Annotated in this window: 26 protein-coding genes and 1 pseudogene; 15 read left to right on the top strand and 12 right to left on the bottom strand. The window is 65.4% G+C overall.

Annotated elements, in window-relative coordinates:
• Positions 1-26: 26 nt before the first annotated feature.
• Both ACTJI6_RS10130 and ACTJI6_RS10125 read right to left on the bottom strand, forming a co-directional pair.
• The gene (locus ACTJI6_RS10130; protein ID WP_440800331.1) at positions 27-1,427 is read right to left on the bottom strand and encodes a protein adenylyltransferase SelO; all 1,401 of its coding nucleotides are present in this window, start codon (positions 1,425-1,427) and stop codon (positions 27-29) included.
• A 59-nt stretch (positions 1,428-1,486) separates the two neighbouring features.
• The gene (locus ACTJI6_RS10125; RefSeq protein WP_440800329.1) at positions 1,487-2,188 is read right to left on the bottom strand and encodes an aquaporin; all 702 of its coding nucleotides are present in this window, start codon (positions 2,186-2,188) and stop codon (positions 1,487-1,489) included.
• Between the two features lie 152 nt (positions 2,189-2,340).
• On the opposite strand from ACTJI6_RS10125, the gene obgE reads away from it, so the two are divergent.
• From obgE to ACTJI6_RS10110, 3 genes are all read left to right on the top strand, one after another.
• Positions 2,341-3,372 carry a GTPase ObgE gene (obgE, locus tag ACTJI6_RS10120; RefSeq protein ID WP_440800327.1) on the top strand — a complete coding sequence of 344 codons (1,032 nt, stop codon included), beginning with the start codon at positions 2,341-2,343 and terminating at the stop codon, positions 3,370-3,372.
• Positions 3,360-4,472: a glutamate 5-kinase gene (gene proB, locus ACTJI6_RS10115; RefSeq protein ID WP_440800325.1), complete on the top strand. Its 1,113-nt coding sequence runs from the start codon at positions 3,360-3,362 to the stop codon at positions 4,470-4,472. Before obgE ends, proB begins: the two co-directional genes overlap by 13 nt.
• Positions 4,473-4,570: 98 nt before the next feature.
• Complete coding sequence (locus ACTJI6_RS10110; RefSeq protein ID WP_440800323.1) at positions 4,571-4,858, top strand: hypothetical protein; 288 nt, start codon at positions 4,571-4,573, stop codon at positions 4,856-4,858.
• Between the two features lie 59 nt (positions 4,859-4,917).
• On the opposite strand, the gene ACTJI6_RS10105 is transcribed toward ACTJI6_RS10110, so the two are convergent.
• From ACTJI6_RS10105 to ACTJI6_RS10070, 8 genes are all read right to left on the bottom strand, one after another.
• Positions 4,918-5,280 carry a thiol-disulfide oxidoreductase DCC family protein gene (locus ACTJI6_RS10105; RefSeq protein ID WP_440800320.1) on the bottom strand — a complete coding sequence of 121 codons (363 nt, stop codon included), beginning with the start codon at positions 5,278-5,280 and terminating at the stop codon, positions 4,918-4,920.
• Positions 5,281-7,464: a 3-hydroxyacyl-CoA dehydrogenase NAD-binding domain-containing protein gene (locus ACTJI6_RS10100; protein WP_440800318.1), complete on the bottom strand. Its 2,184-nt coding sequence runs from the start codon at positions 7,462-7,464 to the stop codon at positions 5,281-5,283. It lies immediately after the preceding gene.
• Entirely contained in the window at positions 7,461-7,940 is a 480-nt protein-coding gene (locus tag ACTJI6_RS10095; RefSeq protein ID WP_440800316.1) for a cupin domain-containing protein, read from the bottom strand. Before ACTJI6_RS10095 ends, ACTJI6_RS10100 begins: the two co-directional genes overlap by 4 nt.
• Positions 7,940-9,151: an acetyl-CoA C-acetyltransferase gene (locus ACTJI6_RS10090; RefSeq protein ID WP_440800314.1), complete on the bottom strand. Its 1,212-nt coding sequence runs from the start codon at positions 9,149-9,151 to the stop codon at positions 7,940-7,942. Before ACTJI6_RS10090 ends, ACTJI6_RS10095 begins: the two co-directional genes overlap by 1 nt.
• Positions 9,148-9,789 carry a glutathione S-transferase family protein gene (locus tag ACTJI6_RS10085; protein ID WP_440800312.1) on the bottom strand — a complete coding sequence of 214 codons (642 nt, stop codon included), beginning with the start codon at positions 9,787-9,789 and terminating at the stop codon, positions 9,148-9,150. Before ACTJI6_RS10085 ends, ACTJI6_RS10090 begins: the two co-directional genes overlap by 4 nt.
• 274 nt (positions 9,790-10,063) lie before the next feature.
• Entirely contained in the window at positions 10,064-11,836 is a 1,773-nt protein-coding gene (locus ACTJI6_RS10080) for an acyl-CoA dehydrogenase C-terminal domain-containing protein (RefSeq protein WP_440800310.1), read from the bottom strand.
• 4 nt (positions 11,837-11,840) lie between these two features.
• Positions 11,841-12,239, bottom strand: coding sequence for a MerR family transcriptional regulator (locus tag ACTJI6_RS10075; protein ID WP_126155917.1), 399 nt, complete (start codon positions 12,237-12,239; stop codon positions 11,841-11,843).
• Between the two features lie 122 nt (positions 12,240-12,361).
• Positions 12,362-12,742 (bottom strand): MerR family transcriptional regulator, encoded by a 381-nt coding sequence (locus ACTJI6_RS10070; RefSeq protein ID WP_126155918.1) that lies wholly within the window; start codon positions 12,740-12,742, stop codon positions 12,362-12,364.
• A gap of 142 nt (positions 12,743-12,884) precedes the next feature.
• Between ACTJI6_RS10070 and ACTJI6_RS10065 the strand changes: the two genes are divergently transcribed.
• The 3 genes from ACTJI6_RS10065 to ACTJI6_RS10055 are packed head-to-tail and all read left to right on the top strand — an operon-like array spanning position 12,885 to position 15,119.
• A complete protein-coding gene (locus ACTJI6_RS10065; protein WP_440800307.1) occupies positions 12,885-13,307 on the top strand; it encodes a PaaI family thioesterase in 423 nt (140 codons plus the stop codon).
• Positions 13,307-13,810 (top strand): PaaI family thioesterase, encoded by a 504-nt coding sequence (locus ACTJI6_RS10060; RefSeq protein ID WP_126155919.1) that lies wholly within the window; start codon positions 13,307-13,309, stop codon positions 13,808-13,810. Before ACTJI6_RS10065 ends, ACTJI6_RS10060 begins: the two co-directional genes overlap by 1 nt.
• Positions 13,811-13,820: 10 nt before the next feature.
• Positions 13,821-15,119 carry an MATE family efflux transporter gene (locus tag ACTJI6_RS10055; RefSeq protein ID WP_440800304.1) on the top strand — a complete coding sequence of 433 codons (1,299 nt, stop codon included), beginning with the start codon at positions 13,821-13,823 and terminating at the stop codon, positions 15,117-15,119.
• Positions 15,120-15,163: 44 nt separating this feature from the next.
• On the opposite strand, the gene ACTJI6_RS10050 is transcribed toward ACTJI6_RS10055, so the two are convergent.
• Complete coding sequence (locus ACTJI6_RS10050) at positions 15,164-15,481, bottom strand: DUF1476 domain-containing protein (protein ID WP_126155921.1); 318 nt, start codon at positions 15,479-15,481, stop codon at positions 15,164-15,166.
• A gap of 129 nt (positions 15,482-15,610) precedes the next feature.
• On the opposite strand from ACTJI6_RS10050, the gene purC reads away from it, so the two are divergent.
• The 8 genes from purC (at position 15,611) to ACTJI6_RS10010 (ending at position 22,755) form a co-directional block, all read left to right on the top strand.
• The gene (gene purC, locus ACTJI6_RS10045) at positions 15,611-16,372 is read left to right on the top strand and encodes a phosphoribosylaminoimidazolesuccinocarboxamide synthase (RefSeq protein WP_126155922.1); all 762 of its coding nucleotides are present in this window, start codon (positions 15,611-15,613) and stop codon (positions 16,370-16,372) included.
• A gap of 11 nt (positions 16,373-16,383) precedes the next feature.
• Positions 16,384-16,623, top strand: a complete 240-nt coding sequence (gene purS, locus ACTJI6_RS10040) for a phosphoribosylformylglycinamidine synthase subunit PurS (RefSeq protein ID WP_126155923.1) — start codon at positions 16,384-16,386, stop codon at positions 16,621-16,623.
• Between the two features lie 81 nt (positions 16,624-16,704).
• Entirely contained in the window at positions 16,705-17,499 is a 795-nt protein-coding gene (locus tag ACTJI6_RS10035) for an ABC transporter ATP-binding protein (protein ID WP_440800301.1), read from the top strand.
• 27 nt (positions 17,500-17,526) lie between these two features.
• On the top strand, positions 17,527-18,252 hold the full coding sequence (locus ACTJI6_RS10030) for a transporter substrate-binding domain-containing protein (protein WP_440800299.1): 726 nt from the start codon (positions 17,527-17,529) through the stop codon (positions 18,250-18,252).
• 45 nt (positions 18,253-18,297) lie between these two features.
• A complete protein-coding gene (locus ACTJI6_RS10025) occupies positions 18,298-19,179 on the top strand; it encodes an ABC transporter permease (protein WP_440800297.1) in 882 nt (293 codons plus the stop codon).
• Positions 19,176-20,000: an ABC transporter permease gene (locus ACTJI6_RS10020; protein ID WP_440800295.1), complete on the top strand. Its 825-nt coding sequence runs from the start codon at positions 19,176-19,178 to the stop codon at positions 19,998-20,000. The genes ACTJI6_RS10025 and ACTJI6_RS10020 overlap by 4 nt, the downstream gene beginning before the upstream one ends.
• 4 nt (positions 20,001-20,004) lie before the next feature.
• Positions 20,005-21,336 (top strand): glutamine synthetase family protein, encoded by a 1,332-nt coding sequence (locus ACTJI6_RS10015; RefSeq protein ID WP_440800293.1) that lies wholly within the window; start codon positions 20,005-20,007, stop codon positions 21,334-21,336.
• A gap of 312 nt (positions 21,337-21,648) precedes the next feature.
• Complete coding sequence (locus tag ACTJI6_RS10010; protein WP_440800291.1) at positions 21,649-22,755, top strand: AAA family ATPase; 1,107 nt, start codon at positions 21,649-21,651, stop codon at positions 22,753-22,755.
• A gap of 95 nt (positions 22,756-22,850) precedes the next feature.
• On the opposite strand, the pseudogene ACTJI6_RS10005 reads toward ACTJI6_RS10010, so the two are convergent.
• Positions 22,851-22,949, bottom strand: a pseudogene (locus tag ACTJI6_RS10005) (type I restriction enzyme endonuclease domain-containing protein); the annotation flags it as partial.
• A gap of 541 nt (positions 22,950-23,490) precedes the next feature.
• On the opposite strand from ACTJI6_RS10005, the gene ACTJI6_RS10000 reads away from it, so the two are divergent.
• Positions 23,491-24,537 (top strand): ABC transporter substrate-binding protein, encoded by a 1,047-nt coding sequence (locus ACTJI6_RS10000; RefSeq protein WP_440800289.1) that lies wholly within the window; start codon positions 23,491-23,493, stop codon positions 24,535-24,537.
• Positions 24,538-24,550: the final 13 nt, after the last annotated feature.

Raw genomic sequence — 24,550 nt, 5'->3', positions numbered from 1 at the left:
CGGTCCGGGTCGTTGCAAGGGGCAGGTCAGGTGCCGCAGAAGGTCTGATGCACGATCTGTTCGCTGCGGGGCGCCGCCGCCAGGTCTTCCCAGCCGGGCCGCCCTTCGCGCGGATGCGTCGCCGCGTCGAACAGCCGCCGGAACGGATCCAGATCGTCCGCCACGGTGGCGGCGATGGCCTCCTCGATCCGGTGGTTGCGCGGAATGCGCAGGGGGTTCGCATGGCGCATCAGGGCGGGATCGGGATTCCGGGCCTGCCAGTCGGCGGCCCAGGCGTCGAAGGGGGCGCGGTCGGTGAATTCGTCCCGCGCCGCGCCGTCCGCCAGGCCCGCGAATACACGGGTGAAATCGGCGCGCTGCTGCGCCATCAGGGTCAGCAGGCGTTCGGCCAGGGGCTGCGCATCGGCGGCTTCGGTCAGGCCCAGCTTCTCGCCGAAGCGGCGGCGCCATGCGGCCTGATAAAGCGGTGCGAAGCTGTGGACGGATTTCGTGGCAGCGTCGATGGCGGCGTCGCGTTCGCCCATCAGCGGGATCAGGCAGGTGGCAAGCTGCGCCAGGTTCCAGACCGCGATCTGCGGCTGCTGCGCCCAGGCATAGCGGCCCGCCCGGTCGATCGAGGAAAACACCGTGTCGGGATGATAGGCATCCATGAAGGCGCAGGGGCCATAATCGATGGTCTCGCCCGAGACGGCCATGTTGTCTGTGTTCATCACGCCATGGATGAAGCCCAGGGCCATCCAATGCGCGATGGTTTCCGCCTGCCGGGCCACGACATGATCCAGCAGCGACAGCGGGCCGTTGGCGGTGGGGTAATGACGGGCGATGACGTGATCGGTCAGGGCGGCAAGCGCGTCGGTCTTGTCGCGGACGGCGAAGAACTGGAATGTGCCGACGCGGATATGGCTTGCTGCCACGCGGGTCAGCACGGCGCCGGGCAGGGCGCTTTCGCGCCAGACCGTTTCGCCGGTCGCGACGGCGGCCAGGGCGCGGGTGGTGGGCACGCCCATCGCGTGCATGAATTCGCTGACGATGTATTCGCGCAGCACCGGCCCCATCCAGGCCCGCCCGTCGCCGCGCCGGGAAAAGGGCGTCGGCCCGCTGCCCTTCAATTGGATGTCGAAGCGCGCGCCGTCCGAGGCCACGATCTCTCCCAGCAGGACGGCGCGACCGTCGCCAAGCTGCGGCACGAAGCCGCCGAACTGGTGGCCCGCATAGGCCTGGGCGATCGGTTCCGCACCGTCGGGAACCGCGTTGCCGGCCAGCATCGCCAGCCCCTCGGGTCCGGCCAGCCAGTTGCTGTCCAGGCCCAGTCGGTCAGCCAGGGGTTCGTTCAGCGCCAGCAGCCGGGGGGCGGCTACGGGTGTCGGCGCCACGCGGGCAAAGAAGCCCTGCGGCAGTCGGGCATAGCTGTTGTCGAAAGGGATCATCCGGGCCTCCTGTCCCTCTTCATCTAGGGGCAGGAGGGGTTCGGAAAAAGGGCTGCGCCTCAGCCGCGCGGCTTGACGTGCGGCGACCGGGTGATGCCCGCCCCGTGCAGCGCGCCCGCCACCGCGCCTCCGGCCAGCGGCGCCAGGATGAACAACCACAGCTGCGACAGCGCCTGCCCGCCCACGAAGACCGCAGGCCCGATGGACCGCGCCGGGTTGACCGAGGTGCCGGTCACGTCGATGCCGACCAGATGGATGCCCGTCAGTGTCAGGCCGATGGCCAGCCCCGCGAAACCGGCGGGCGCGTCGGTCTGGGTCGCGCCCAGGATCACCGTCACGAACAGGAAGGTCGCCACGAATTCGAACACCAGCGCGGCGGTCAGGCCGTAGCCGCCGTTATAGCCCGCGCCCCAGCCGTTCTGGCCCAGCCCGTTCTGGGCGATGGCATAATCCGCCTTGCCCGAGGCGATGACATAGATCACCGCAGCCGCCGCGACCGCGCCCAGAACCTGCGCGATGCAATAGGCGATAAAATCCCCCATTCCCATCCGCCCCGAGGTCAGGAAGCCCAGCGACACCGCCGGGTTCAGCTGCGCGCCCGAGATCGCGCCCAGACCATATGCGGCGGCGACGATGGACAGGCCGAAGGCCATGGCGATGCCGTGAAAGCCGATATGCGCGCCCATCAACACCGCCGAGCCGACGCCGAAGAAAACCAGGATGAATGTACCGATGAATTCGGCCAGGGCCTTGCTGGACATCATGCACTCCTTAAAAAAGATTCGGGTCACATTCCCGTGTGCGCGAGTGTGTGGATTGCGATAGGTTAATCAAGCGAAATCCCGGCAACCGCTGGAACACTTGCACGGCGGCGGCCACGCGCGTATCGCATGACCGCAAAGGAGCCTGCGCCATGAAATTTCTCGACCTCGCCAAAGTCTATATCCGCTCGGGCGGGGGCGGCGCGGGCTGCGTGTCCTTCCGGCGCGAAAAGTTCATCGAATATGGCGGCCCTGACGGCGGCGACGGCGGCAATGGCGGCGATGTCTGGGCCGAGGCGGTCGAGGGGCTGAACACCCTGATCGACTTCCGCTATCAGCAGCATTTCTTCGCCAAGTCGGGCCAGCACGGCATGGGCAGCCAGATGACCGGCAAGTCGGGCGAGGACATCACGCTGAAAGTACCCGTGGGCACCGAGATCCTGGACGAGGACGAAGAGACCGTCATCGCCGACCTGACCGAACCCGGCCAGCGGGTACTGCTGGCCAGGGGCGGCAACGGCGGCTGGGGGAACCTGCATTTCAAGACCTCGACCAACCGCAGCCCGCGCAACGCCAATCCGGGCCAGCCGGGGGTGGAGCGCACGATCTGGCTGCGGCTGAAGCTGATCGCGGATGCCGGGCTGGTGGGTTTGCCGAACGCAGGCAAGTCCACCTTCCTGGCGGCGGTGTCGAACGCCCGACCCAAGATCGCGGATTATCCCTTCACCACGCTGCACCCGAACCTGGGCGTGGTCGGCATCGACGGCCATGAATTCGTGATGGCCGACATTCCCGGCCTGATCGAGGGCGCCAGCGAGGGCAGGGGATTGGGCGACCAGTTCCTGGGCCATGTCGAACGCTCGCGCGTGCTGCTGCATCTGGTCGACGGCACGTCCGAGGACGTAGCGGCCGACGCCCGCACCATCCTGACCGAGCTTGAGACCTATTCGCCGATCCTGATGGACAAACCGCGCGTGACCGCCCTGAACAAGATCGACGCGCTGGATGACGAGACCATCGCCGAACGCAAGGCCGCCTTGGAAGCCGAGATCGGCGGGCCGGTGTTCCTGATGTCCGGCGTCGCCAAGCTGGGCGTGACCGAGGTGCTGCGTGCCCTGTGGACGCAGATCGAGCCGTCCCGGCGCGCCACCAAGGACGAGCCCGAGGCGCCATGGCAGCCTTAAGCCCGGCCCTGACCGCCGCGCGCCGCCTTGTCATCAAGATCGGCTCAGCGTTGCTGGTGGACGACCAGGGGCTGCGCGGCGACTGGCTGCGGGCCTTGTGCGACGACGTGGCCGACTGGCGGCGGCGCGGCTGCGACGTGGTGCTGGTCTCCTCGGGTTCCATCGCGCTTGGCCGCCGCGTCCTGGGCCTGCCGCTGGGCGCGCTGCCGCTGGAACAGGCGCAGGCCGCCGCCGCCGTGGGCCAGATCCGGCTGGCGCGCGCCTATGAGGAAGCCTTGGCCCCGCATGGCGTGACCACCGCCCAGGTTCTGCTGACGCTGGAGGACAGCGCCGACCGCCGCCGTTATCTCAACAGCCGGGCGACCATGCAGACGCTGCTGGGCTTGGGCGTGGTGCCCATCGTCAACGAAAACGACACCATCGCCACGGACGAGATCCGCTATGGCGACAACGACCGGCTGGCCGCGCAGATCGCCGTGACCTGCGGGGCCGACCAGTTGCTGCTGCTGTCGGACGTGGACGGGCTTTACACCGCCAATCCCAAGACCGACCCGACCGCCCTGCACCTGCCGGTGATCGAACACCTGACGCCCGAGATCGAGGCGATGGGCGGCGATCCGGTTTCGGGCCTGTCCAAGGGTGGCATGAAGACCAAGCTGATGGCCGCGCGCACCGCGATCGCCGGGGGCTGCGCCATGGCGATCGCCGAGGGGTCGGTGATGCGCCCCCTGTCGGCGGTGGCGCATGGCGCGCGGTGCAGCTGGTTCCTGCCGGAAAGCGATCCGCAGCTTGCCCGCAAACGCTGGATCGCGGCGATGAAGCCCAAGGGGGCGCTTGTCGTGGATCAGGGCGCCGCCCTTGCGTTGGGCCAGGGCAAGTCTCTGCTGCCTGCCGGGGTCCGAACGGTGGTGGGAGAATTCGGGCGGGGCGATCCGGTGGCGATCACCGGCCCCTCGGGCGAGACGCTGGCGACCGGGCTGGTCCGCTATACCGCCGACGAGGCGCGGCGCATCGCGGGCCACCGTTCCGACCGGATCGAGGCGATCCTGGGCTATACCGGCCGCGCCGCCCTGGTCCATCGCGACGACATGGCGCTGTAGGCGCAGCGGATTTTTTGGCCGCGCGGGAATAAACCCGTGGCTGGTCCGTCATCATCCCGCAGGCAGGACGGCCTGCGCCGGATGAAAGGACCGCAGCCATGACACGACACCGCTTTCTGATCGCCCTTGCGACAGCCGCCAGCCTTGTGATGCCGGGCATCGCCCTTGCCGATGACGATGACGATTTCCGCCGCCCGTTGCGGGGCTTCGCCGCCCCGCAGCTTCAGTGGTCGATCTGGGGCTGGGACGACGGACGTCGCTGGTTCTACGGCCTGCCGGCGGGTCACAGCCACCATTATCATGACCATCACGACGACGACGACGACGAGGATGATGATGATGACGACCGCCGCGGCCGGTGGCGCGATGATGACGACGACGACTGAACAAAAAAATATGGGGCAGGATCAGGCGCGCCCCGGCTGACCGGCTGGGGCGCCTTCCCCTATTCGAGGGGCCGTCGCCCCAACAGCCGCAGCAGCAGGCCGCGCCCGGCCCGCAACAGCGGATAGACCGCCGCCGCCCGCCGCCGGTCGCGCAGCACCCAGGCCATCGGTCCGCGTCCCGCCAGCCGCGACAGCATCCACACCGCCTCACCGCCATGCCAGATCCGGCCCTCGCGCCGGACCACCATCCCGGTGTTCAGGTCGCAGCCCGCCCGGCGCAGGTCCGCCAAGCGGGGATCGTCGCCGCGCGCGTCGATCAGGTCCACCGGACCGATGGCGTCGCGCAGCCGCAGCATCTGCACATAGTTCCGGCACAGCGGGCAGTCGCCGTCATAAAAGACCTCCAGCCCGCCATGCGCCATTCAGGCGGCCTTCGCGCCACTGCCATAGCGGTCATAGAAGCCCTGGCCGCTGTCGGCCATGTCGCGCAGCAGCCTGGGCGCAGCGAAGCGGTCGCCGTGGTCCGCCGCCAGCCGGTCGCAAATCTGCACCGCGCGGGCCGAGCCCAACATGTCCAGCCAGCTGAACGGGCCACCCGACCAGGGCGCGAAGCCCCAGCCCAGGATCGCACCCACATCGCCCTCGCGAATGTCCTCCAGCACGCCGTCCTCGAAGGCGCGCACGGCCTCCAGAGCCTGCACCAACATCAGGCGGTGCTGGACATCGTGCAGATCCGGCTGGTCGTCCGACTGCGGATAGCGTGCCGCCAGGCCGTCCCACAAGCCCTGCCGCTTGCCCGCATCGTCATAGGCATAGAAGCCCGCCTTGGCCTTGCGGCCCAGACGACCCTGGTCGGCCATCCAGAACAGCACCTCGTCCACGGCGCCGTCGGGATAGGCGTCGCCCATCGCGGCGCGGGTGGCCTTGGCGATCTTCACGCCCAGATCAATGCTGGTCTCATCGACCAGTTGCAGCGGACCCAGCGGCATTCCCATCAGCTTGGCGGCGTTTTCGACCAGCACCGGGTTCACGCCCTCGGCCACCATGCGGATGCCTTCGTTGATATAGGGGATGATACAGCGGTTGGCATAGAAGAAGCGCGCGTCATTGACCACGATGGGCGTCTTGCGGATCTGGCGCACGAAATCCAGCGCCTTGGCGACGGCGCGCGGGCCGGTCTGGCGGCCCTTGATGATCTCGACCAGGGCCATCTTGTCCACCGGGCTGAAGAAATGGATGCCGATGAACTGATCGGGCCGCCCGCTGGCTTTCGCCAGATCGCTGATCGGCAGGGTCGAGGTGTTGGTGGCGAAGATCGCGTCCGGGGGGATCACGGCCTCGGCGCGTTTCGTCACATCGGCCTTGATGGCGGGGTCTTCGAAGACCGCCTCGACGATCAGGTCGCAGCCTTCCAGCATGGCGTAGTCGGTGGTGGCGGTGATGCGGGCCAGCACTTCGGCCTTCTTGTCCTCGGTCGCCTTCCGGCGGCTGATGGCCTTGTCCAGCAGGTCTGCGGAATGCGCCTTGCCACGGTCGGCGCTGTCCTGTTTCGCGTCGATCAGCACCACCTCAATCCCCGCCATCGCGCTGACATAGGCGATGCCCGCGCCCATCATGCCCGCGCCCAGGATGCCGACCTTCCTGACCGACTGGTCCGGCGCCTCGGGGCGGTTGGCGCCTTTCTCCAAGGCTTCCTTGTTGATGAACAGGCTGCGGATCATCGCGGTCGAGGACGGGTTCATCAGCACATTCGTGAACCACCGCGCCTCGATTTTCAGCGCCGTGTCGAAGGGAACCTGCGCGCCTTCATAGACGGCGGACAGCAGCGCCCTGGCGGCGGGATAGACGCCCATCGTCTTGCCGTTCACCATGGCCGAGGCGCCGACGAAGGTCATGAACCCCGCCGGGTGATAAGGCTCCCCGCCCGGCATCTTGTAGCCCTTCTGGTCCCAGGGCTTGACCAGATCGGCGTCCTTGGCGTTCAGCACCCAGTCGCGTGCAGCCGCGACGGGATCCTCGACCACGTCATCGATCAGGCCAGCGGCCTTGGCCTTCTTCGGATCGGACAGCTTGCCTTCCAGCAGGAACGGCGAGGCCGCCATTGCGCCCAGCTTGCGGGTCAGGCGGATCGTGCCGCCGCCGCCGGGGAAGATGCCGACCATGATTTCCGGCAGGCCGATCTTGGCCTTGGGATTGTCGGCGGCAAAGATGCGATGGGTGGCCAGCGGCAGTTCCAGCCCGATGCCAAGCGCGGTGCCGGGCAGGGCGGTGGCGATGGGCTTGCCGCCCTTCAGGGTCTTGGGGTCCATGCCCGCGCGCTCGATCTTGCGCAGGACGTGGTGCAGCGACATGATCCCGTCAAAGACCTGCTGCGCGCCACCCTGCCTCATCCCCGCGATGACGTTCAGGTCCATTCCGGCGGCGAAATCCTTCTTGCCGCTGGTGATGACGATGCCCTTCACCGCATCATCTGCCAGGGCGTCGTCGATCAGCGCGTTCAGTTCGGCGGCGCCGTCCAGAGAAAGCACGTTCATCGACTTGCCGGGCACGTCCCAGGTGATGACGGCCACGCCGTCGGCGTCCTTCTGCATGGTGAAATCGGTCATTCGTTCTCTCCCTCGGGGGCATAGAGCCGCCCGTCCTTATGGGTATAGGTCGCCACCCCGTCCTTCAGGGTCAGCACCAGATCGACATCGGAATAGGTCGCCACTTCCTCGGCCGCCTTGCTGCCGATCACCAGAAAGCGGGCCGGGGCGGTGCTGCGGTTGACGAAGTGATGCCCGTCAGGGGTGTTGGCGGGAAATCCCACGCAGTCGCCGGGACGCATGATCTCCTCGCCGTCATCGGTGATCATGACGCATTCGCCCTCGGTCACCATGACGAACTCGTCCTCGGCCCGGTGCCAGTGGCGCAGCGAGGACAGGGCGCCGGGTTCCAGCGTCACCAGGTTCACGCCGAACTGAGTCAGCCCCGCCGCCTGGCCCAGGCGCAGGCTGGACCTCCCCGCCATCATCGCCGCGTAGGGCGCGGGATAGATCGAGCCGGTCTTGACCGGCACCGCGGTCAGATCAAGCTTTCGCATCACACCCGCTCGATGATGGTGGCGGCGCCCATGCCGGATGCGATGCACAGCGTGGCAAGGCCGATTTCCTTGTCCTGGCGCTCCAACTCGTCCAGCAGCGTGCCGATGATGATCGCGCCGGTTGCGCCCAACGGATGGCCAAGCGCCATTGCGCCGCCGTTGACGTTCACCTTGCCGGGATCGACCTGGAAGGCCTGCATGAAGCGGAGGACCACGGCGGCAAAGGCCTCGTTCACTTCGAACAGGTCGATGTCGCTGATAGACATGCCGCTGTCGGTCAGGATTTTCTCGGTCACGGGAACCGGGCCGGTCAGCATGATGGTCGGATCGGTGCCGATCTTCGCCGTGGCGCGGATCCGGGCGCGGGGCTTCAGGCCATGGGCCTTGCCGAACTCTGCGTTTCCGATCAGCACGGCTGCCGCGCCATCCACGATGCCCGAACTGTTCCCGGCGTGGTGGATGTGGTCGATCCGGTCCAGATGCGGATATTTCAGCATTGCCACCTTGTCGAAGCCGGGCATCGTCTCGCCCATGTCCTTGAAGGCGGGCTTCAGCTTGGCCAGATCCTCCATGGTCGTGCCGGGGCGCATGTATTCGTCCCGGTCCAGGATGGTCAGCCCGTTCTGGTCCTTGACCGACACGAGGGATTTGGCGAAGCGCCCTTCGTCCCAGGCCATGGCGGCGCGGCGCTGGCTTTCGACGGCCAGCTTGTCGGCCTCCTCGCGCGAGAAGCCGTATTCGGTGGCGATGATGTCGGCGCTGATCCCCTGCGGCACGAAATAGGTTTTCATCGCCAGGCTGGGATCGACCGCGATGGCGGCCCCGTCACTGCCCATCGCGACGCGGCCCATCATCTCGACCCCGCCGGCGATATAGGCGCTGCCCGCGCCGCCCCTGATCTGGTTGGCGGCGAGGTTCACGGCCTCCATGCCGCTGGCGCAGAAGCGGTTGATCGACAGGCCGGGAATGCGTTCGTCCAGATCCGAGGCCAGCACGGCGCTGCGCGCCAGGCAACCGCCCTGTTCCTTGACCTGGGTGACATTGCCCCAGATCACATCCTCGACCGCGTGCCCTTCCAGGTTGTTGCGTTCCTTGACGGCGTTCAGCAGACGGGCGGACAGCGCCAGAGAAGTGACTTCGTGCAGGCTGCCATCGGGGCGGCCCTTGCCGCGCGGGGTACGGGCGGCGTCATAGATATAGGCGTCGGTCATGTGTCCTCCTTCGGCGCCCGGTCGGCAGGATTGCCGGGCATCAGGTCATAGGGGTGTTTCCAGCCGGGCAGGGCGCTGATAGCCTCCAGCCAGCGGTCGATATGGGGCCAGTCCTTGCGGTCGAAACCGAACGGCTCAGGGTAAAACAGATAGCCGCAGCAGGCGAAGTCGGCGATCGTGGGGGCGGTATCGGCGATCCAATTCCGCGAGGCGAGGTGGTCGTCCAGCACCTTGAAGGAGGCCTTCAGCCGCCCTTGCAGATATTCCGCCGCGCCTGCCGGGCGCTTCGCCTGGGGCACGAAGTTCAGCAGGAACCGCGCCGGGCCCGCCTGACCCGACAGCCTGTGATTGTCGAACATCAGCCAGCGGAGCGTTTCATTGCGGTCGGCGCCCAGGAATTTTCCGGTCCGTTCGGCGATATGCATCTGGATCACCGCCGATTGCGTCAGGGTCAGGTCGCCTTCGCGGAAGACCGGTACCTCGCCCATGGCGTTGATTGCGCGAAAGGCGGAGCTGCGGGCCTCTCCGTTGAAGAAATCGACATAGACCGGCGACCAGTCGTAACCGGCCAGTTCCATGGTCAGCGCCGGCTTGTACGCATTGCCCGATTCGCCAAAGCACCAGAGTTGCGCGGTCATCCTGTTCCTTTCACCGCCGGGGGCTTCGCGCCCCCGGACCCCCGCGGGGTATTTCCTGCAAAGAAGAAGAGCCGTTAAGTCTTCTTCAAGCTTTTCATCCTATCCCGGTCATTGCGGTACAGGCTGGGGAGCCGATGACCGCCAAAGGAGAAGCCGTCCCGGTTCCTGGCTGAGACATGCCATACCTGTCGGAAGGCAGGAGGGGCCGGGACGCACCTGCTTGTGCTTCTTCTTTGCACAAATACCCATACCGACCCCGCCACACGTGAACCCGTCAGAACGCCTCTGCCTCAAGCTCCATCACCGGCGCGGCCCCGGACTGGATGCGCGCCAGATGCGTCGCGGTCATCGGCAACTGCCGTTTCATATAATAGCCCCCGGTGGCCAGCTTGGTCTTCAGGAACGCCGCGTCACCCGTCCCCGCGTCCAGCGCCGCCTGTGCGGCGGCCGCCATTTGCGCCCACATGAAGCCCAGCGCGACATGGCCGAACAGGTGCATGAAGTCATAGCTGCCAGCCAGGGCATCGTTCGGGTTCTTCATGCCACGTTCCATGAAGAACATCGCCGCCGTTTGCAGATCCTTGGAGGCGGCCTTCAGAGGGCCCACGAAGTCGGCGGCGATGGGGCTGTCGGCGTGGTCCTTGCAGAATCCCTTGATCAGTTCGAAGAAGGCCATGACATGCTTGCCGCCGTCTTGGGCCAGCTTGCGGCCGACCAGATCCAGCGCCTGCACACCGTTCGCGCCTTCATAGATCATCGTGATCCGGGCGTCGCGAACGAACTGGGACATGCCCTGTTCCTCGATATAGCCGTGGCCGCCATAGACCTGCTGCGCCAGCACCGCGGTTTCGAACCCCTTGTCGGTCAGGAAGCCCTTGATGACGGGCGTCAGCAGCGACACCAGCCCCTCGGCATCCGCGTCGCCATTGTGGCCCTTGTCGATCAGGTGCGCGCCCCACAGCGCCAGCATCCGCGCGCCTTCCAGGAACGACTTCTGATCCATCAGGCTGCGGCGGATGTCAGGGTGGACGATCAGCGGATCGGCGGGGCCCGACGGGTTCGCGGCCCCCGTTACGGCGCGGCCCTGCAAGCGGTCCTTCGCATAGGCCACCGCGTTCTGATAGGCGGGCACCGCGCAGGCATAGCCTTGCAGGCCGACACCCACGCGCGCCTCGTTCATCATCGTGAACATGGCCCGCATTCCCTTGTGCAGGTCGCCCAGCAACCAGCCCTTCGCGCCGTCATAGTTCATGACGCAGGTGGCGTTGCCGTGGATGCCCATCTTTTCTTCCAGCGCGCCGACCGTCACGCCGTTGCGTTCGCCAAGGCTGCCGTCCGCGTTCACAAGGAATTTCGGCACGATGAACAGGCTGATGCCCCTGGTGCCCTCGCCGCCGCCGGGGGCCTTGGCCAAGACCAGGTGGATGACGTTTTCAGCCAGGTCGTGATCGCCGGCCGAGATGAAGATCTTGGTTCCGGTGATCAGATAGCTGCCGTCTTCCTGCGGTTCGGCCCTGGTGCGCAGCATCCCCAGATCGGTGCCGCAATCCGGTTCGGTCAGGTTCATGGTGCCGGTCCAGTCGCAGCTGACCATCTTCGGCAGATACATCGCCTTCTGTTCGTCCGTGCCGTGGGCATGGATAGCCGAATAGGCGCCGTGGGTCAGGCCCTGATACATGTTGAAGGCCATGTTCGCCGACACGAACATCTCGCCCGTGGCCACGCCCAGCACATAGGGCATTCCCTGCCCGCCATAGTCCGGATCGCAGTCGAGCGCGGTCCAGCCGCCCTCTTTCATCGCCTGGAAGGCCTGGTCGAATCCCTCGGGCGTGCGCACCACGCCGTTTTCCAGCCGGCATCCCTGCCGGTCGCCCACCGCGTTCAGCGGCGCCAGAACCTCGGCCGCCAGCTTGCCCGCCGCGTCCAGCACGGCTTCGGTGAAGTCGCGGTCCAGGTCATCGTGCCCCGGCAGGCCGGATTGCGACAGCTTCAGCACATCATGCAGCGCGAACTGCATGTCGCGGACAGGCGGGATATAGATCGTCATGGCATTACCCTGTGGTCGTGTCGTTGGACGCGGCGGCAAGTCGGGTTTCTGCGTCGGAAAGCTGGGACTTGAGATCGACAATCGCCTCGCTCAGTTCAGCATATTGGCGTTCCATGTCGGCAAGGCGTTGGCGCCCGACCGTGATGGTCGCGGCGATCTGCGCCTTGTTCGTCCCGCCCGGCTCGTACAGTTCAAGCAACTGGCGGATTTCCTCGAGGCTGAAGCCGAACCGCTTGCCGCGCAGGATCAATGTCAGCCGCGCCCGGTCCCGGCGGTCGTACAGGCGATGCTGCCCGCGACGTTCGGGAAAGATCAGCTCGCGCGCCTCATAGAAACGCAGCGTGCGGGGGGTGACATCGAACGCATCGCACATCTGGCGAATCGTCATCAGCTCGTCGGACATGGATCGCGGTTCCTCCTCGTTCACCGTCTGCCGTCCTTGACCACAGATATAGGGGCAAGTTGACGCGAACGTAAGCGAGACGCCGCGTCACAGGCGAAGTCAAGGCGATACCTGACGTATGGTCAAGCCATATCGGACAATTCCCGCGCCGCGGTTTCGCGCAGGGCCTTCAGATCGGCGCGCGCGGCCGTCAGGTCGGCGATCTGTTCATCAAGGACGGTAAGCTGCCGGTCCGCCAGATCCAGCCAGACCTGATACTGTTCGCGCGACCCCTTTTGTTCATAGATCAGCAGCCATTGCCGGATATCCTCCAGCGAGAAGCCGAACCGCCTTCCCCGCAGGATCAGGGTCATGCGGGCGATCTCGCGCGGTCCGTAGAAACGCGACCGGCCTTCCTTCCGGGGGTTCAGCAGTTCGATATATTCGTAATAGCGCAGCGTCCGGGGCGTCACGTCGAAGCGCGTGCACATCTCCTTGAAGCTGACTGTCTGCTCGCCCGGCATCGGCCCCTCCCGTCATCGTCAGGGCGAAGGCTATCCGGTTGGCGCGCCTGTGCGCAAGGGACGGGGGTTGAGTGCGCGCCCCTGTCGCGGATAGCGTGGCGGCGGCAAGCGGGGGGAAAACGCGATGGACAGGGATGCAGGCATGGCGGATTCGGACCAGACGCGGATCGCCCAGCAATTCATCGAGGCGATTCCCCATGCCCGCGCCCTGGGAATGCGGGTCGATGCGCTTGGCGCGGGGATGGCGACCATCAGCATGCCCTGGGCGGAACATCTGGTCGGCGATCCGCGCAGCGGGGTCGTGCATGGCGGGGTGGTGTCGGCGCTGATGGACACCTGCTGCGGGGCGGCCGTGATGGCCCATCCCGAAGGGCCGCCGTCGACCGCGACCATCGACCTGCGCATCGACTATATGCGGTCCGCCACGAAGGGGCAGCGGATCACGGCGCGGGCCGAATGCTATCACATCACCCGCACCGTGGCCTTCGTTCGCGCCGTGGCCCTGGACCAGGACGAGGACAAGCCCGTCGCCGCCGCCACCGGCGCCTTCACGGTGGAACGGTGATGGCCATGGACCGCCGCGAACCGCTGGACCAGATCAAGTCGCGCCGCGATTCGGCGCTGTCGGCGCTTGTGTCGGGGGTGCCCTACCTCGCCTGGCTGGGCATCCGCTTCGACCGGCGCGGGGACGAATTGACCGCGATCCTGCCCTATGACGAAAAGCTGATCGGCAACCCGCTGCTGCCCGCGCTTCATGGCGGCGTGACGGCGGCGTTCCTGGAGACAACCGCGATCATCGAACTGGCCTGGACCGCCATGTGGGAGGATATGGAATCGGGCCGTGCCGTTCCCGATGCGGCGGTCGCCATCGCCCCGCCGCGCCTGCCCAAGACCATCGACTTCACCGTGGATTACCTGCGCAGCGGCCTGCCGCGCGACGCCTATGCCCGCGCGCGGGTGGTCCGGTCCGGGCGGCGTTATGCGTCCGTGCAGGTCGAGGCCTGGCAGGACAACCGCTCGCGGCTGCTGGCGCAGGCGACCGGGCATTTCCTGATGCCGCAGGGCTGAGCCGGACCGGATGGACCGGCTGACCAACCGGCGGGTGCTGTCGATCGCGCTGCCGATCGTCCTGTCGAACGTCACCGTGCCGCTGCTGGGGTTGGTCGATACCGGCGTGATCGGCCAGCTTGGCCGGCCCGAGGCGATCGGCGGGGTGGCCATCGGCGCCGTGGTCCTGACCAGTATCTACTGGATCTTCGGGTTCCTGCGCATGGGCACCTCGGGCCTGGTGGCGCAAAGCCACGGCGCGGGCCAGGGGGCGGAAAGCGGCGCGCATCTGCTGCGGGCACTTGCCATCGCGGCGGCGGCGGGGCTGGGCTTCATCCTCCTGCAAGGCGCGGTCTTTGGCGCGGCCTTTCGGATCGCCCCCACATCCGTCGCGGTCGAGGCGTTGGCGCGCGATTATCTGGCGATCCGCATCTGGGGGGCGCCCGCGACCATCGGCCTTTACGCCGTCACCGGCTGGCTGATCGCGGTCGAGCGCGCCCGGTCGGTGCTGGTGCTGAACCTGATTCAGAACGGGCTGAACGTGGCCCTGTCGATCTGGTTCGTGCTGGGCCTGCATTGGGGCGTGCAGGGGGTCGCGGGGGCGACGCTGTTGTCTGAATGGTGCGGGCTGATGCTGGGACTGTGGATGACGCGCAAGGCCGTCGCACAGGGTCTGACGGCGGCCGGGCTGTTCGCGCGGGACAAACTGACGCGGCTGGCGCGGGTGAACAGCGATATCATGATCCGGTCGGTGCTGCTGCAAGCCAGCTTTACCAGCTTCGTGTTCCTGGGCGCGGGGCAGGGGGACGTAACGCTGGCCGCCAATCAGGTGCTGCTGCAATTCCTGTCGATCACCGCCTATGCCCTGGACGGCTTCGCCTTCGCCGCCGAAAGCCTGGTCGGGCAGGCGGTGGGCGCGCGCAGGCCCGACCGGGTGCGGCGGGCCTCGGCCCTGACATCGGCCTGGGGAATCGGCGGCGCCTTCGCCCTGGCCCTGGCCTTCTGGTTCGGCGGCGGCGCGATCATCGACCTGCTGACCACCTCGCCCGAGGTCCGGGCCGAGGCGCGGGTCTATCTGCCCTGGCTGGGCGCGGCGCCGCTGATCGGGGTGGGCGCCTGGATGCTGGACGGCATCTTCATCGGCGCGACGCTGACCCGCGACATGCGCATGGCGATGATCTGGTCGGCCCTGGTGTTCCTGGCGGCCGTCCTGCTGCTGCCGCCGGTCTGGGGAAACCATGGGCTGTGGGCAGCCCTGACCGCCCTGAACCTGTCACGCGGCGTCGCCATGGCCCTGCGCTATTCACGGGCCGAGGCTGCGGCGGCATGAAAAAGGGGCCGCAAGGCCCCCGATCCAGCGCCGCCGAAAGGCCGTTACTGGGTCTCGTCCAGAATCTGACGGCGTGCGACCTCCATCAGTTCGGCCATCTTGGTGCGGATCTCCGATTCGCCCGCCTTGCCCTCCAGATCCGCCGCCAGCTTGCGGAAGACATCCTCGTATCCCGGTTCCTCGAAATCCGAGGTGACGATGGTCAGCGCATAGGCGCGGGCATCGTCGCCCTCCTTGCCCAGAAGGCCCGCCGCCCATTCGCCCAGCAGGCGGTTGCGGCGCGCGTCCGCCTTGAAGCGCAGGTTGGCGTCGTGGGCGAACTTGGATTCGTAACCGCGTTCGCGGTCGTCGAAGGTGGTCATCGTGGCCTCCTGGTTGTCTTGGTCCGGATCTTAGCCCGCCTGCCGCCGGGCGCAAGCCTCTCGTATTGCCCCCAGGGCCGCTTGTAAGGTAAGGCCCGTGGGACAAGGACATGCGAAAGGACGCCCGCCATGGCACCGCGCCGGAAGAAAGTTTACGAAGGCAAGGCGAAGATCCTTTACGAAGGCACCGAACCCGGCACCCTGGTCCAGTATTTCAAGGACGATGCCACCGCCTTCAACGCGCAGAAGAAGGCCGTGATCGAAGGCAAGGGCGTCCTGAACAACCGCCTGTCCGAATTCTTCATGAACGGGCTGACGAATATCGGCGTCCCGAACCACTTCATCCGCCGCATCAACATGCGCGAGCAGCTGATCCGCCAAGTGGAGATCGTGCCTCTGGAAGTGATCGTGCGCAACTTCGCCGCCGGGTCCATTTCCAAGCGCCTGGGGCTTGAGGAAGGCACGCTGCTGCCCCGTCCCATCGTCGAATACAGCTTCAAGAACGACGAATTGGGCGACCCGATGGTGTCCGAGGAATACATCATCGCCTTCGGCTGGGCGACCCAGCAGGATCTGGACGACATCGTGTCGCTGGCCTTGCGCGTCAACGACTTCCTGTCGGGCGTGTTCTACGGCGTCGGCATCAAGCTGATCGACTTCAAGATCGAGATCGGCCGGGTCTGGGACAACGACTTCATGCGCCTGATCGTCGCCGACGAGATCAGCCCCGACAGCTGCCGCCTGTGGGACATGAAGACCGGGCAGAAGCTGGACAAGGACGTGTTCCGCCGCGACCTGGGCAACCTGACCGACGCTTATACCGAGGTCGCGCGCCGTCTGGGCCTGATGCCCGCCAACACCACCAGCCTGAAACCGACCGCGATCAATTGAAGGAAGACGCCATGAAAGCCCGTGTCACGATCATGCTGAAGGATGGCGTCCTTGACCCGCAGGGCGAGGCGATCCGCCACGCGCTTGGTGGCCTTGGCCATCGGGGCGTCTCGGGCGTCCGCCAGGGCAAGCTGATCGAACTGGATCTGGACGCGACCGACGCCGCCGCCGCCAAAGCCGAGGTCGAGCGGATGTGCGAGGGCCTGCTGGCCAATACCGTGATCGAGAAATACGCGGTCGAGATCGTCTGACGCTGCGGCAACCTGCGCTTATCGGCAGGTTGCCTTGCAGACCCCGTTGCAAAAGCGCGGGGATTATCGCCCAATGCGCCGATGATGAACGACAATACCGCCCTGAACGATGCCGCGCCCGTGATCCGGATCCAGGGGCTGTACAAGGCCTATGGCCAGGTCGAGGTGCTGAAGGGCGTATCCCTGACCGCGCCGCGCGGCCATGTCGTCAGCCTGATCGGATCGTCGGGTTCCGGCAAGTCCACGCTGCTGCGCTGCTGCAACCTGCTGGAAAACAGCCAGGCCGGTGAGATCAGCTTCGAGGGCGAGGCGGTGCGGTGGAAGGGGCAGGGCATGGCCCGCGTGCCCGCCGACCGCGCACAGGTGATGCGGTTCCGCACCAACCTGTCGATGGTGTTCCAGCAGTTCAACCTGTGGTCCCACATGACGATCCTGCAAAACGTCATGGAGGCCCCGGTGACGGTTCTGGGACAGGACCGCGCCCAGGTCGAGGCTCGTGCCCGCGCCCTGCTGGACAAGGTGGGGATCGGCGACAAGGCGGGCGCCTGGCCCGCGCAGCTTTCCGGCGGCCAGCAACAGCGCGCCGCCATTGCCCGCGCCCTGTGCATGAACCCCAAGGCGCTGCTGTTCGACGAACCGACAAGCGCGCTGGATCCCGAATTGCAGCAAGAGGTCGTGCGCGTCATCAAGGATCTGGCGGGCGAGCACCGCACCATGATCATCGTGACCCACGACATGCGCCTGGCCGCCGATGTCAGCGACCATGTGGTGTTCCTGCACCAGGGCCTGATCGCCGAGGAAGGCCCGCCCGATCAGCTTTTCGGCGCGCCCCGGACCGACCGGCTGCGCCAGTTCCTCAGCGCCTCGACGCACTGACAAAACGACCAACAGGAGAGACGACCAATGAAGAAACTGCTGCTTGCCGCGACCGCCTTGGCCCTAACCGCAGGCATGGGCCTGGCCCAGACGACCGTCCGCATGGGAACCGAGGGCGCCTATCCTCCGTACAACTTCATCAACGAGGCGGGCGAGGTCGCCGGGTTCGAGCGCGAGCTGGGCGACGAGCTGTGCAAGCGCGCCGAACTGTCCTGCACCTGGGTCAAGAACGACTGGGATTCGATCATCCCCAACCTCGTGTCGTCGAACTATGACACGATCATGGCGGCGATGAGCATCAACGAGGAACGCAAGGCCGTGATCGCCTTCACCCAGGATTACCTGCCGCCCGCGCCCTCCTCCTATGTCGCGTTGCAGGAAGGGGTCGACCTGGAGGGCGGGGTGATCGCCGTGCAGACCGGCACGGTGCAGGCGTCCCATATCGCCGAGACGGGCGCGACGATGCTGGAATTCCCGAACATCGACCAGGTTCTGGCCGCCATCCGCAACGGCGAGGCCGATGCGGGCTTCGGCGACCACGAGGTCATGCGCCCCTTTGTCGAGGACAGCAACGATCTGGTCTTCGTGGGCGAGCAGGTCAAGCTGGACGAAGGCATCGGCGTGGGCCTGCGCCAGTCCGACACCGAACTGCGCGAAAAGCTGGACGCGGCCATCACCGCGATGAAGGAAGACGGCAGCCTCAACGCGCTGATCAAGAAGCATTTCGGCGACGACGCGCAGACCTATGAATGATGCCTCGGGCTGCGGGGCGACCCGCGGCCCCGATCGGGACGGATGATGTTTTCCTATTGCAGCGATCCTTCGGTGCTGGACGGCTTTGCGTGGTTGTCGTGCTATCTGACGACCGGCACGCATATGCTGTTCTATGCCAGCTTCGGGGTGGTCCTGCTGTTGCTGGCGATCACCGCGCCCATCGCGCTGCTGTTCGGTTACGGCGGTGCGATGGCGTCGCGGTCGCGCATCGCCCCGATCCGCTGGTTCGGGCGGATCTATACCGCGATGGTGCGCGGCGTGCCCGACATCATCTTCTTCCTGTTCGTGCCGATCGCGCTGGACCAAGGCCTGGAATGGCTGCGCCACAAGGCGCTGTGCGACAGCGATGCGCCGGTGCGGCAGGGCAATGATTTCGTCGTCTGCGCGGCGGCCAAGCTGCCCCTGTCCACCAGCCCGGAATGGGTCCATGACCTCTATGCCATGACGCTGGCCGTGATCGCCTTCTCGGTCGTCTTCGGCGCCTTCGCGGCCAATGTGCTGTATGGCGCCATGCAGGCGGTGCCGCGCGCGCAACTGGAAACGGCCGAGGCTTACGGCATGACGCCCCGCCAGGTCACGCGGCGGATCTTGGTCCCGCAGATGTGGACCTATGCGCTGCCAGGCCTGTCGAACCTGTGGATGATCCTCATCAAGGCCACGCCCCTGCTGTTCCTGCTGGGGATCGAGGATATTGTCTATTGGGCGCGGGAACTGGGCGGTGCCAAGACCAGCTCGTTTGCTTATCCGCATCCCGACTGGCGGCTTTACTATTTCCTGGTCGTGCTGGTCTTTTACCTGCTGATGACCTGGGTATCGGAACGGGTGCTGGGCCGGGTGACGGCGCGGCTGACCCAAGGCCAGGCCACCCTGGCGGGCGAGGCGCAGCGCAAGGCGGTCGCCCCATGAGCTGCGCGCAGACCATCCTGGATTACGGGTTGCGGTCGCTGGGAATCGGCGAACGGCTGCTGCCGCGCAGCGATTTCACGCTGTGCCAGCAGGTCACGCTGATCGGGTCGGGGCTGATCTGGAACCTGTATTTCGCCTTCTTCGCGCTGCTGTTCGGCTTCTTCCTGGCCACGGGACTCGCGCTTGCCAAGACCAGCACGAATCCCTGGCTGCGCAAACCGGCCGACGGCTTCATCTTCCTGTTCCGGGGCAGTCCCCTGTTCATCCAGTTCTTCCTCGCCTACGAGGCCCTGGTCCTGCTGCCCCGCGCGGGGGTCGAGATCTTCGGCCTGACCGTCGCGACAAGCTGGCTGGCCAAGGCCTGGGCAGGGGCGCTGATCGTGCTGACGCTGAACACCGCCGCCTATTCCGCGCAAATCTTCCACGGCGCGCTGATGTCGGTGCCCAAGGGCGATATCGAGGCTGCCGAGGCCTATGGCATGACCGGCTGGACCAAGTTCAGCCGCGTCTTGTGGCCCACCATGCTGCGGCTGGCCTGGCCGTCCTATACCAACGAGGCGATCTTCCTGTTCCACGCCACGACGCTGGTGTTCTTTTCGGGCTTCCCGGCGTTCCAGCAGCGCGGCGACAGCCTGTATTACGCCAGCTATTTCGCCGGCCAGACCTTCAACCCCTTCGTCGCATATCCCATCGTGGCGGGATATTTCATCCTGTGCACGCTGGCGCTGATCGGGCTGTTCGGTATCGTGAACCGGCGCCTGAACCGCCATCTTCCGGGTGCCGTCCGGCGCATCCGCTATCGTCCGCAAGTGATCCGGTAAAGTTATGGACTGGCTGAAAGAACATCCCGAGGTCAAGACCATCCGCGTCGCCGCAGCCGACCTGAACGGCGTCGCGCGCGGCAAGCGCATCCCCGCCCGCTATGCCGGCAAGCTGCTGGAAGAAGGCACCAAGTTTCCCTATTCCGTGCTGAACTTGGACATCTGGGGCGAGGATGTCGAGGACAGCCCCCTGGTGTTCGAGATCGGCGACCCGGACGGGCTGCTGCTGCCGACGGAACGGGGCTTTCTGCCGATGCCTTGGCTGGACGCGCCGACCGCGCTGCTGCCGCTGTGGATGTTCCACCCCGATGGCCGCCCCTATGAGGGCGATCCCCGGCAGGCGCTGGCCCGCGTGGTCGAACGCTATCACGACGCGGGGCTGACTCCGGTCGTGGCGACGGAACTGGAGTTCTTCCTGATCGACGATTCGGGCCGTCACCTGCGCGTGCCGCCCAGTCCCCGATCCGGCAAGCGCCGTACCGGCGGCGAGGTTCTCAGCCTGCGGGCGCTCGACGCCTTCGACCAGTTCTTCACCACGCTGTATGACGCCTGCGAAAGCATGGACATCCCCGCCGATACCGCGATTTCGGAAGCCGGGCCGGGCCAGTTCGAAATCAACCTGATGCACCAGCCGGACCCGCTGAAGGCTGCGGACGACAGCTGGCTGTTCAAGATGCTGGTCAAGGGCATCGCGCGCCAATACGGCTTCGCGGGCAGCTTCATGGCCAAGCCTTACGAGGCGTTTTCGGGGAACGGGATGCACATGCATTTCTCGATCTTGGACCGGAACGGACGCAACATCTTCGACAATGGCGGCGACGAGGGCACGGCGGAACTGCGTCACGCGGTCGCCGGATGCCTGCGCGCCATGCCGGGTTCCACGCTGCTGTTCGCCCCGCACGAGAACAGCTATGATCGGCTGGTGCCGAACGCCCATGCGCCGACCGGGATCGGCTGGGCCTATGAAAACCGCACGGCGGCGATCCGCATCCCGTCGTCGGGGCCGAAGGCGCGGCGGATCGAACATCGCGTGGCGGGCGGCGATGTGAATCCCTATCTGACGGTGGCGGCGATCCTGGGGGCAGCGCTGAACGGCATCCAGGAAAAGCTGGAGGCGCCCGAACCGTTCCGGGGCAACGCCTATGATCAGAACCTTGCGCAACTGCCCGCCAGCTGGGGCGAGGCGATCGACGCCTTCCACGCCTGCCCGGAAATGCAGCGCATCTTTCCGGCCCATCTGATCGAAAACTTCGTCATGACCAAGAGGCAGGAACTGCACTACATGGCAGAATTGTCGGACGAGGAAACGGTCGAACTGTATCTGGACACCGTCTGAAAAGGTGTTCCGGCTGGCATAAAACTTCCTTTCGGCCGGATCCGCTTCCTTTTTGACAACCATAAAACTTCCACCGCCTAGGCTATTCAATCAGTTTCCCGAGAAAGTCAGAGGGTTGCCCTCATTGGCGTCTGATCCGGGTCATCGCCCTCGCGGTTCTTGTTCATCTGGCGCCCCAGCTTGACGGCTGCTCTGGCCGCTTGCATGGCTTCCTGAGAGACCCGGGTTCTTCCTGAAATTCAGCATCAGCGCCGCATGATCTGGCGGGAGGCTCGTCCGCCATGCGACGCAGCGACCAGTCGAGGAACCCCGATGTCACGCTTTCCGATCATGAAGGCCACGTTTCCGGATCCTTCTCTCAATCCGCGACAGATCAGCTCTCACTTGGCCAAGCACCTGAAGTGGTTGCGCGCCCGACATGCGGGTGTCGATCTGTCGAAAGAGGTGAAAGAGGAGCGGCACTGGCCGATCGAAGGCGAGGAGAGCGAGAGGATTAGGCTGTCCCTAGACGATATGAAGCGCGTGGATCGACATGCGGTGCGCCTGCATGACGGGGTCCTGCGCAGAACGGGCCTGAGCCACTTAAATCGGGAGGATCGCCAGAACCTCTCGTCCTTGAAGAACGGTGTCGCCCTGGCTCGCATCTCCAGCCTGGATCATGCCGACGAACTGGCCGCACGCCTACACGGCGAGATGCCTTGGATGGCGCCTGCGACCGAGCACGCTTGGCATGCTATGCGTCGATCGGTGCGCGAAGGTTGGGCGGGCTTCCGCATGCCGCCAGTGATCCTCGACGGACCGCCGGGCATCGGGAAGACTTATTGGGTGCGTCGATTAGGAGCGCTGATCGGCACCGCTAAGGTGGACGTGGATGCGACAGGCGAGAACGCCTCTTTCGGTGCCGTCGGCTGTCAGCGTGGCTGGTCGAGTGCCCGGCCAGGGAGAGTCCTAGAGTGCATCATGGCTAAACTGACCGGAAACCCCATCGTCATGATCGACGAGCTGGAAAAGGCGGGCAGCGCCAAGTCTGGACGAAACCAATCCTTCAGCCTCGCGGAGGCGCTGCTGCCTCTGCTGGAGTCCAGCACCGCTGCCGACTGGAGTTGCCCCTATTATCGTGTGCGCTTTGACATGTCTTATGTGAGTTGGATCCTGCTCACCAACAGCCTGTCCCCGCTGCCGCCGCCACTGCTCAGCCGCTGCACGATCCTCCGTCTCCGGGAGATCGGCTTGCCGGACCTGATCACCTTCGCCCAGCGCGAAGGTCAAGGGCGCGGCCTCTCGGCCGCGTCCGTCTGGTCTGTCACCGAGGCACTGTCCAGGGCCGCACCCGCTGCTCCCTCTCGTCCGAGCCTGCGCACTGTCCTGCGGATGCTCGATCGTGCGGCGGAATTGGAGAACAGGCCGATCATCACGTGACCAGTGGCCACCAAGGCCGTAGGTTCTGTGTTCCTCATTGGGCCAGGTGACGGGGTATCTTTATGTGCGACCTTGCAGGCTCCAAGCGCTTCAGCCTGTCGAAGGACAATCTCTACGGCACCTGACGTCAGGGCGGGCGGGTAGTCGTGGTGATTTAAGATGCGCTTGATCGCCCCCCGCATCTTGGCGCGAACGTTCTCCCGCTTCCATCAGTCGACGCCCGAGTTGTTCCGAACTGTCGTATCCAAACATCGTCGCGATGACGCCCGACTCCTCATTGCTCATGAGCTGCAACGCGCAAGATCGAAGCAAGTCAGTGCCTGAGGAAGGAAGCTCGTCAGCAAGGGTGCCTCAGGCACTGCCGTTCCAATTTGCAGCTGACGACATTCGACCGGCAAAATGACGGAAGGACGGGATGAAAGCTTGCTTGGGCGGCGTTTCTTTGCTTCACTTCGGATATGGACCGTTCCGTCGCCATGAGAATCGCATCGCTAGGGGGCTCTTGTAGCTCCCCTACGACTGCCTGCAAATCTCGGCGCCGCCTCACCAGCTGGAAATCACGGTCTTGCCGCTTGTATGTGACGTTGCTTCATACGATCGGCAACGACAGACACTGAGCGGTCTCGCTCCGACCTGCGGAATCTTCTGACATAATAGATCCTGAACGGACGTGCCGCTGCGCGGCTTCAGGGTTCCGCTTTTCGACTTCATCATCCTCAACAGGGAGTTTCAGGTATGGACCTGGATCGTCGAAGCATGCTTGGCATGTTCGGCTCTGGCATCGTGTTGGCCGCGTCGGGGGCGCTTCCGACCTTGGCCCAAGGAAGCCGTGAGCTTGTCATCGTAACCTACCCGGGGGCGCTGTCAGATCCTCACCGCTGGTTGGCAGACCAGATCGAAGCCAAGCACCCGGGCCTGCGGATCCGGCTCGTTCCATCGGACAGTCAGGACATCGTGGCGCAGATAAAGGCTGCCCAAGGCTACGTTCCCTACGACGCGGGACCAAACGATGAGCCACCTCATCTGATCGGTCTGTCCGAAGGCTACCTGGCTGCGCGAGATGACGGACAAATTCCCAATCTTGCGAACGCCTTGCCGGATTTTGTGGCAAAAAGCCAAGGCGCCGGCGTGCCTGCGACGTATTCGCTGGTCGGACTTGCAGTGAATACCAACGTTGTGTCGGAGCTTCCGCAGACTTGGGCCGATCTCTGGGCTCCACGTTTCGCAGGACAAGTTGGCATCGCACGGACCTCATCAAACCTGGGTTTGGCTACTCTCGTGCAGGCTTCCAAGACTTTCGGGGGCTCCGAGGACGATCTCGAGATCGGCTGGCAGAAGCTGAAGGAACTGCAGCCACGCGCCGCCAGGTCACCTGCGGCGCTGACACAGATGCTGGAGCGTGAAGAAATCGCCATTGCTCCACTTTGGAACAACAACACGGCCGGTTTGGCGCAGATGGGCTTGCCCATCTCCTTCGTAAAACCTGCTGACGGGCCGGTCGCAATCCTGTCCTTCTTTTCGGGGTTCGCTAATTCGGCTCACCCTGAGCTTGTGGCGGAGTGGCTGAATGGGATCTTGTCGAAAGAATATCAGTCCCATGCAGCCGGCGCACCCTACTATTTCGGGCCTACGGTCACCGGAGTGGAGGTTCCTCCTGAGGCGGCGCCGTTCACTCCCAGTTCAGCTGAGGAAATTGCCGCGCTGCAGACCATTGATTGGACTCGGATCGTGCCGCAGCGGTCCGAGCTCGTCGACCGCTTCGATCGTGAATTCTCCGTCTGATCCTTCATGAACA

It is taken from the genome of Paracoccus sp. 22332 (assembly GCF_052045125.1).
Classification (GTDB): domain Bacteria; phylum Pseudomonadota; class Alphaproteobacteria; order Rhodobacterales; family Rhodobacteraceae; genus Paracoccus; species Paracoccus haematequi_A.
Note: the sequence above shows the minus strand (reverse complement) of the source record. Positions and strands in the feature narration are given on the sequence as shown.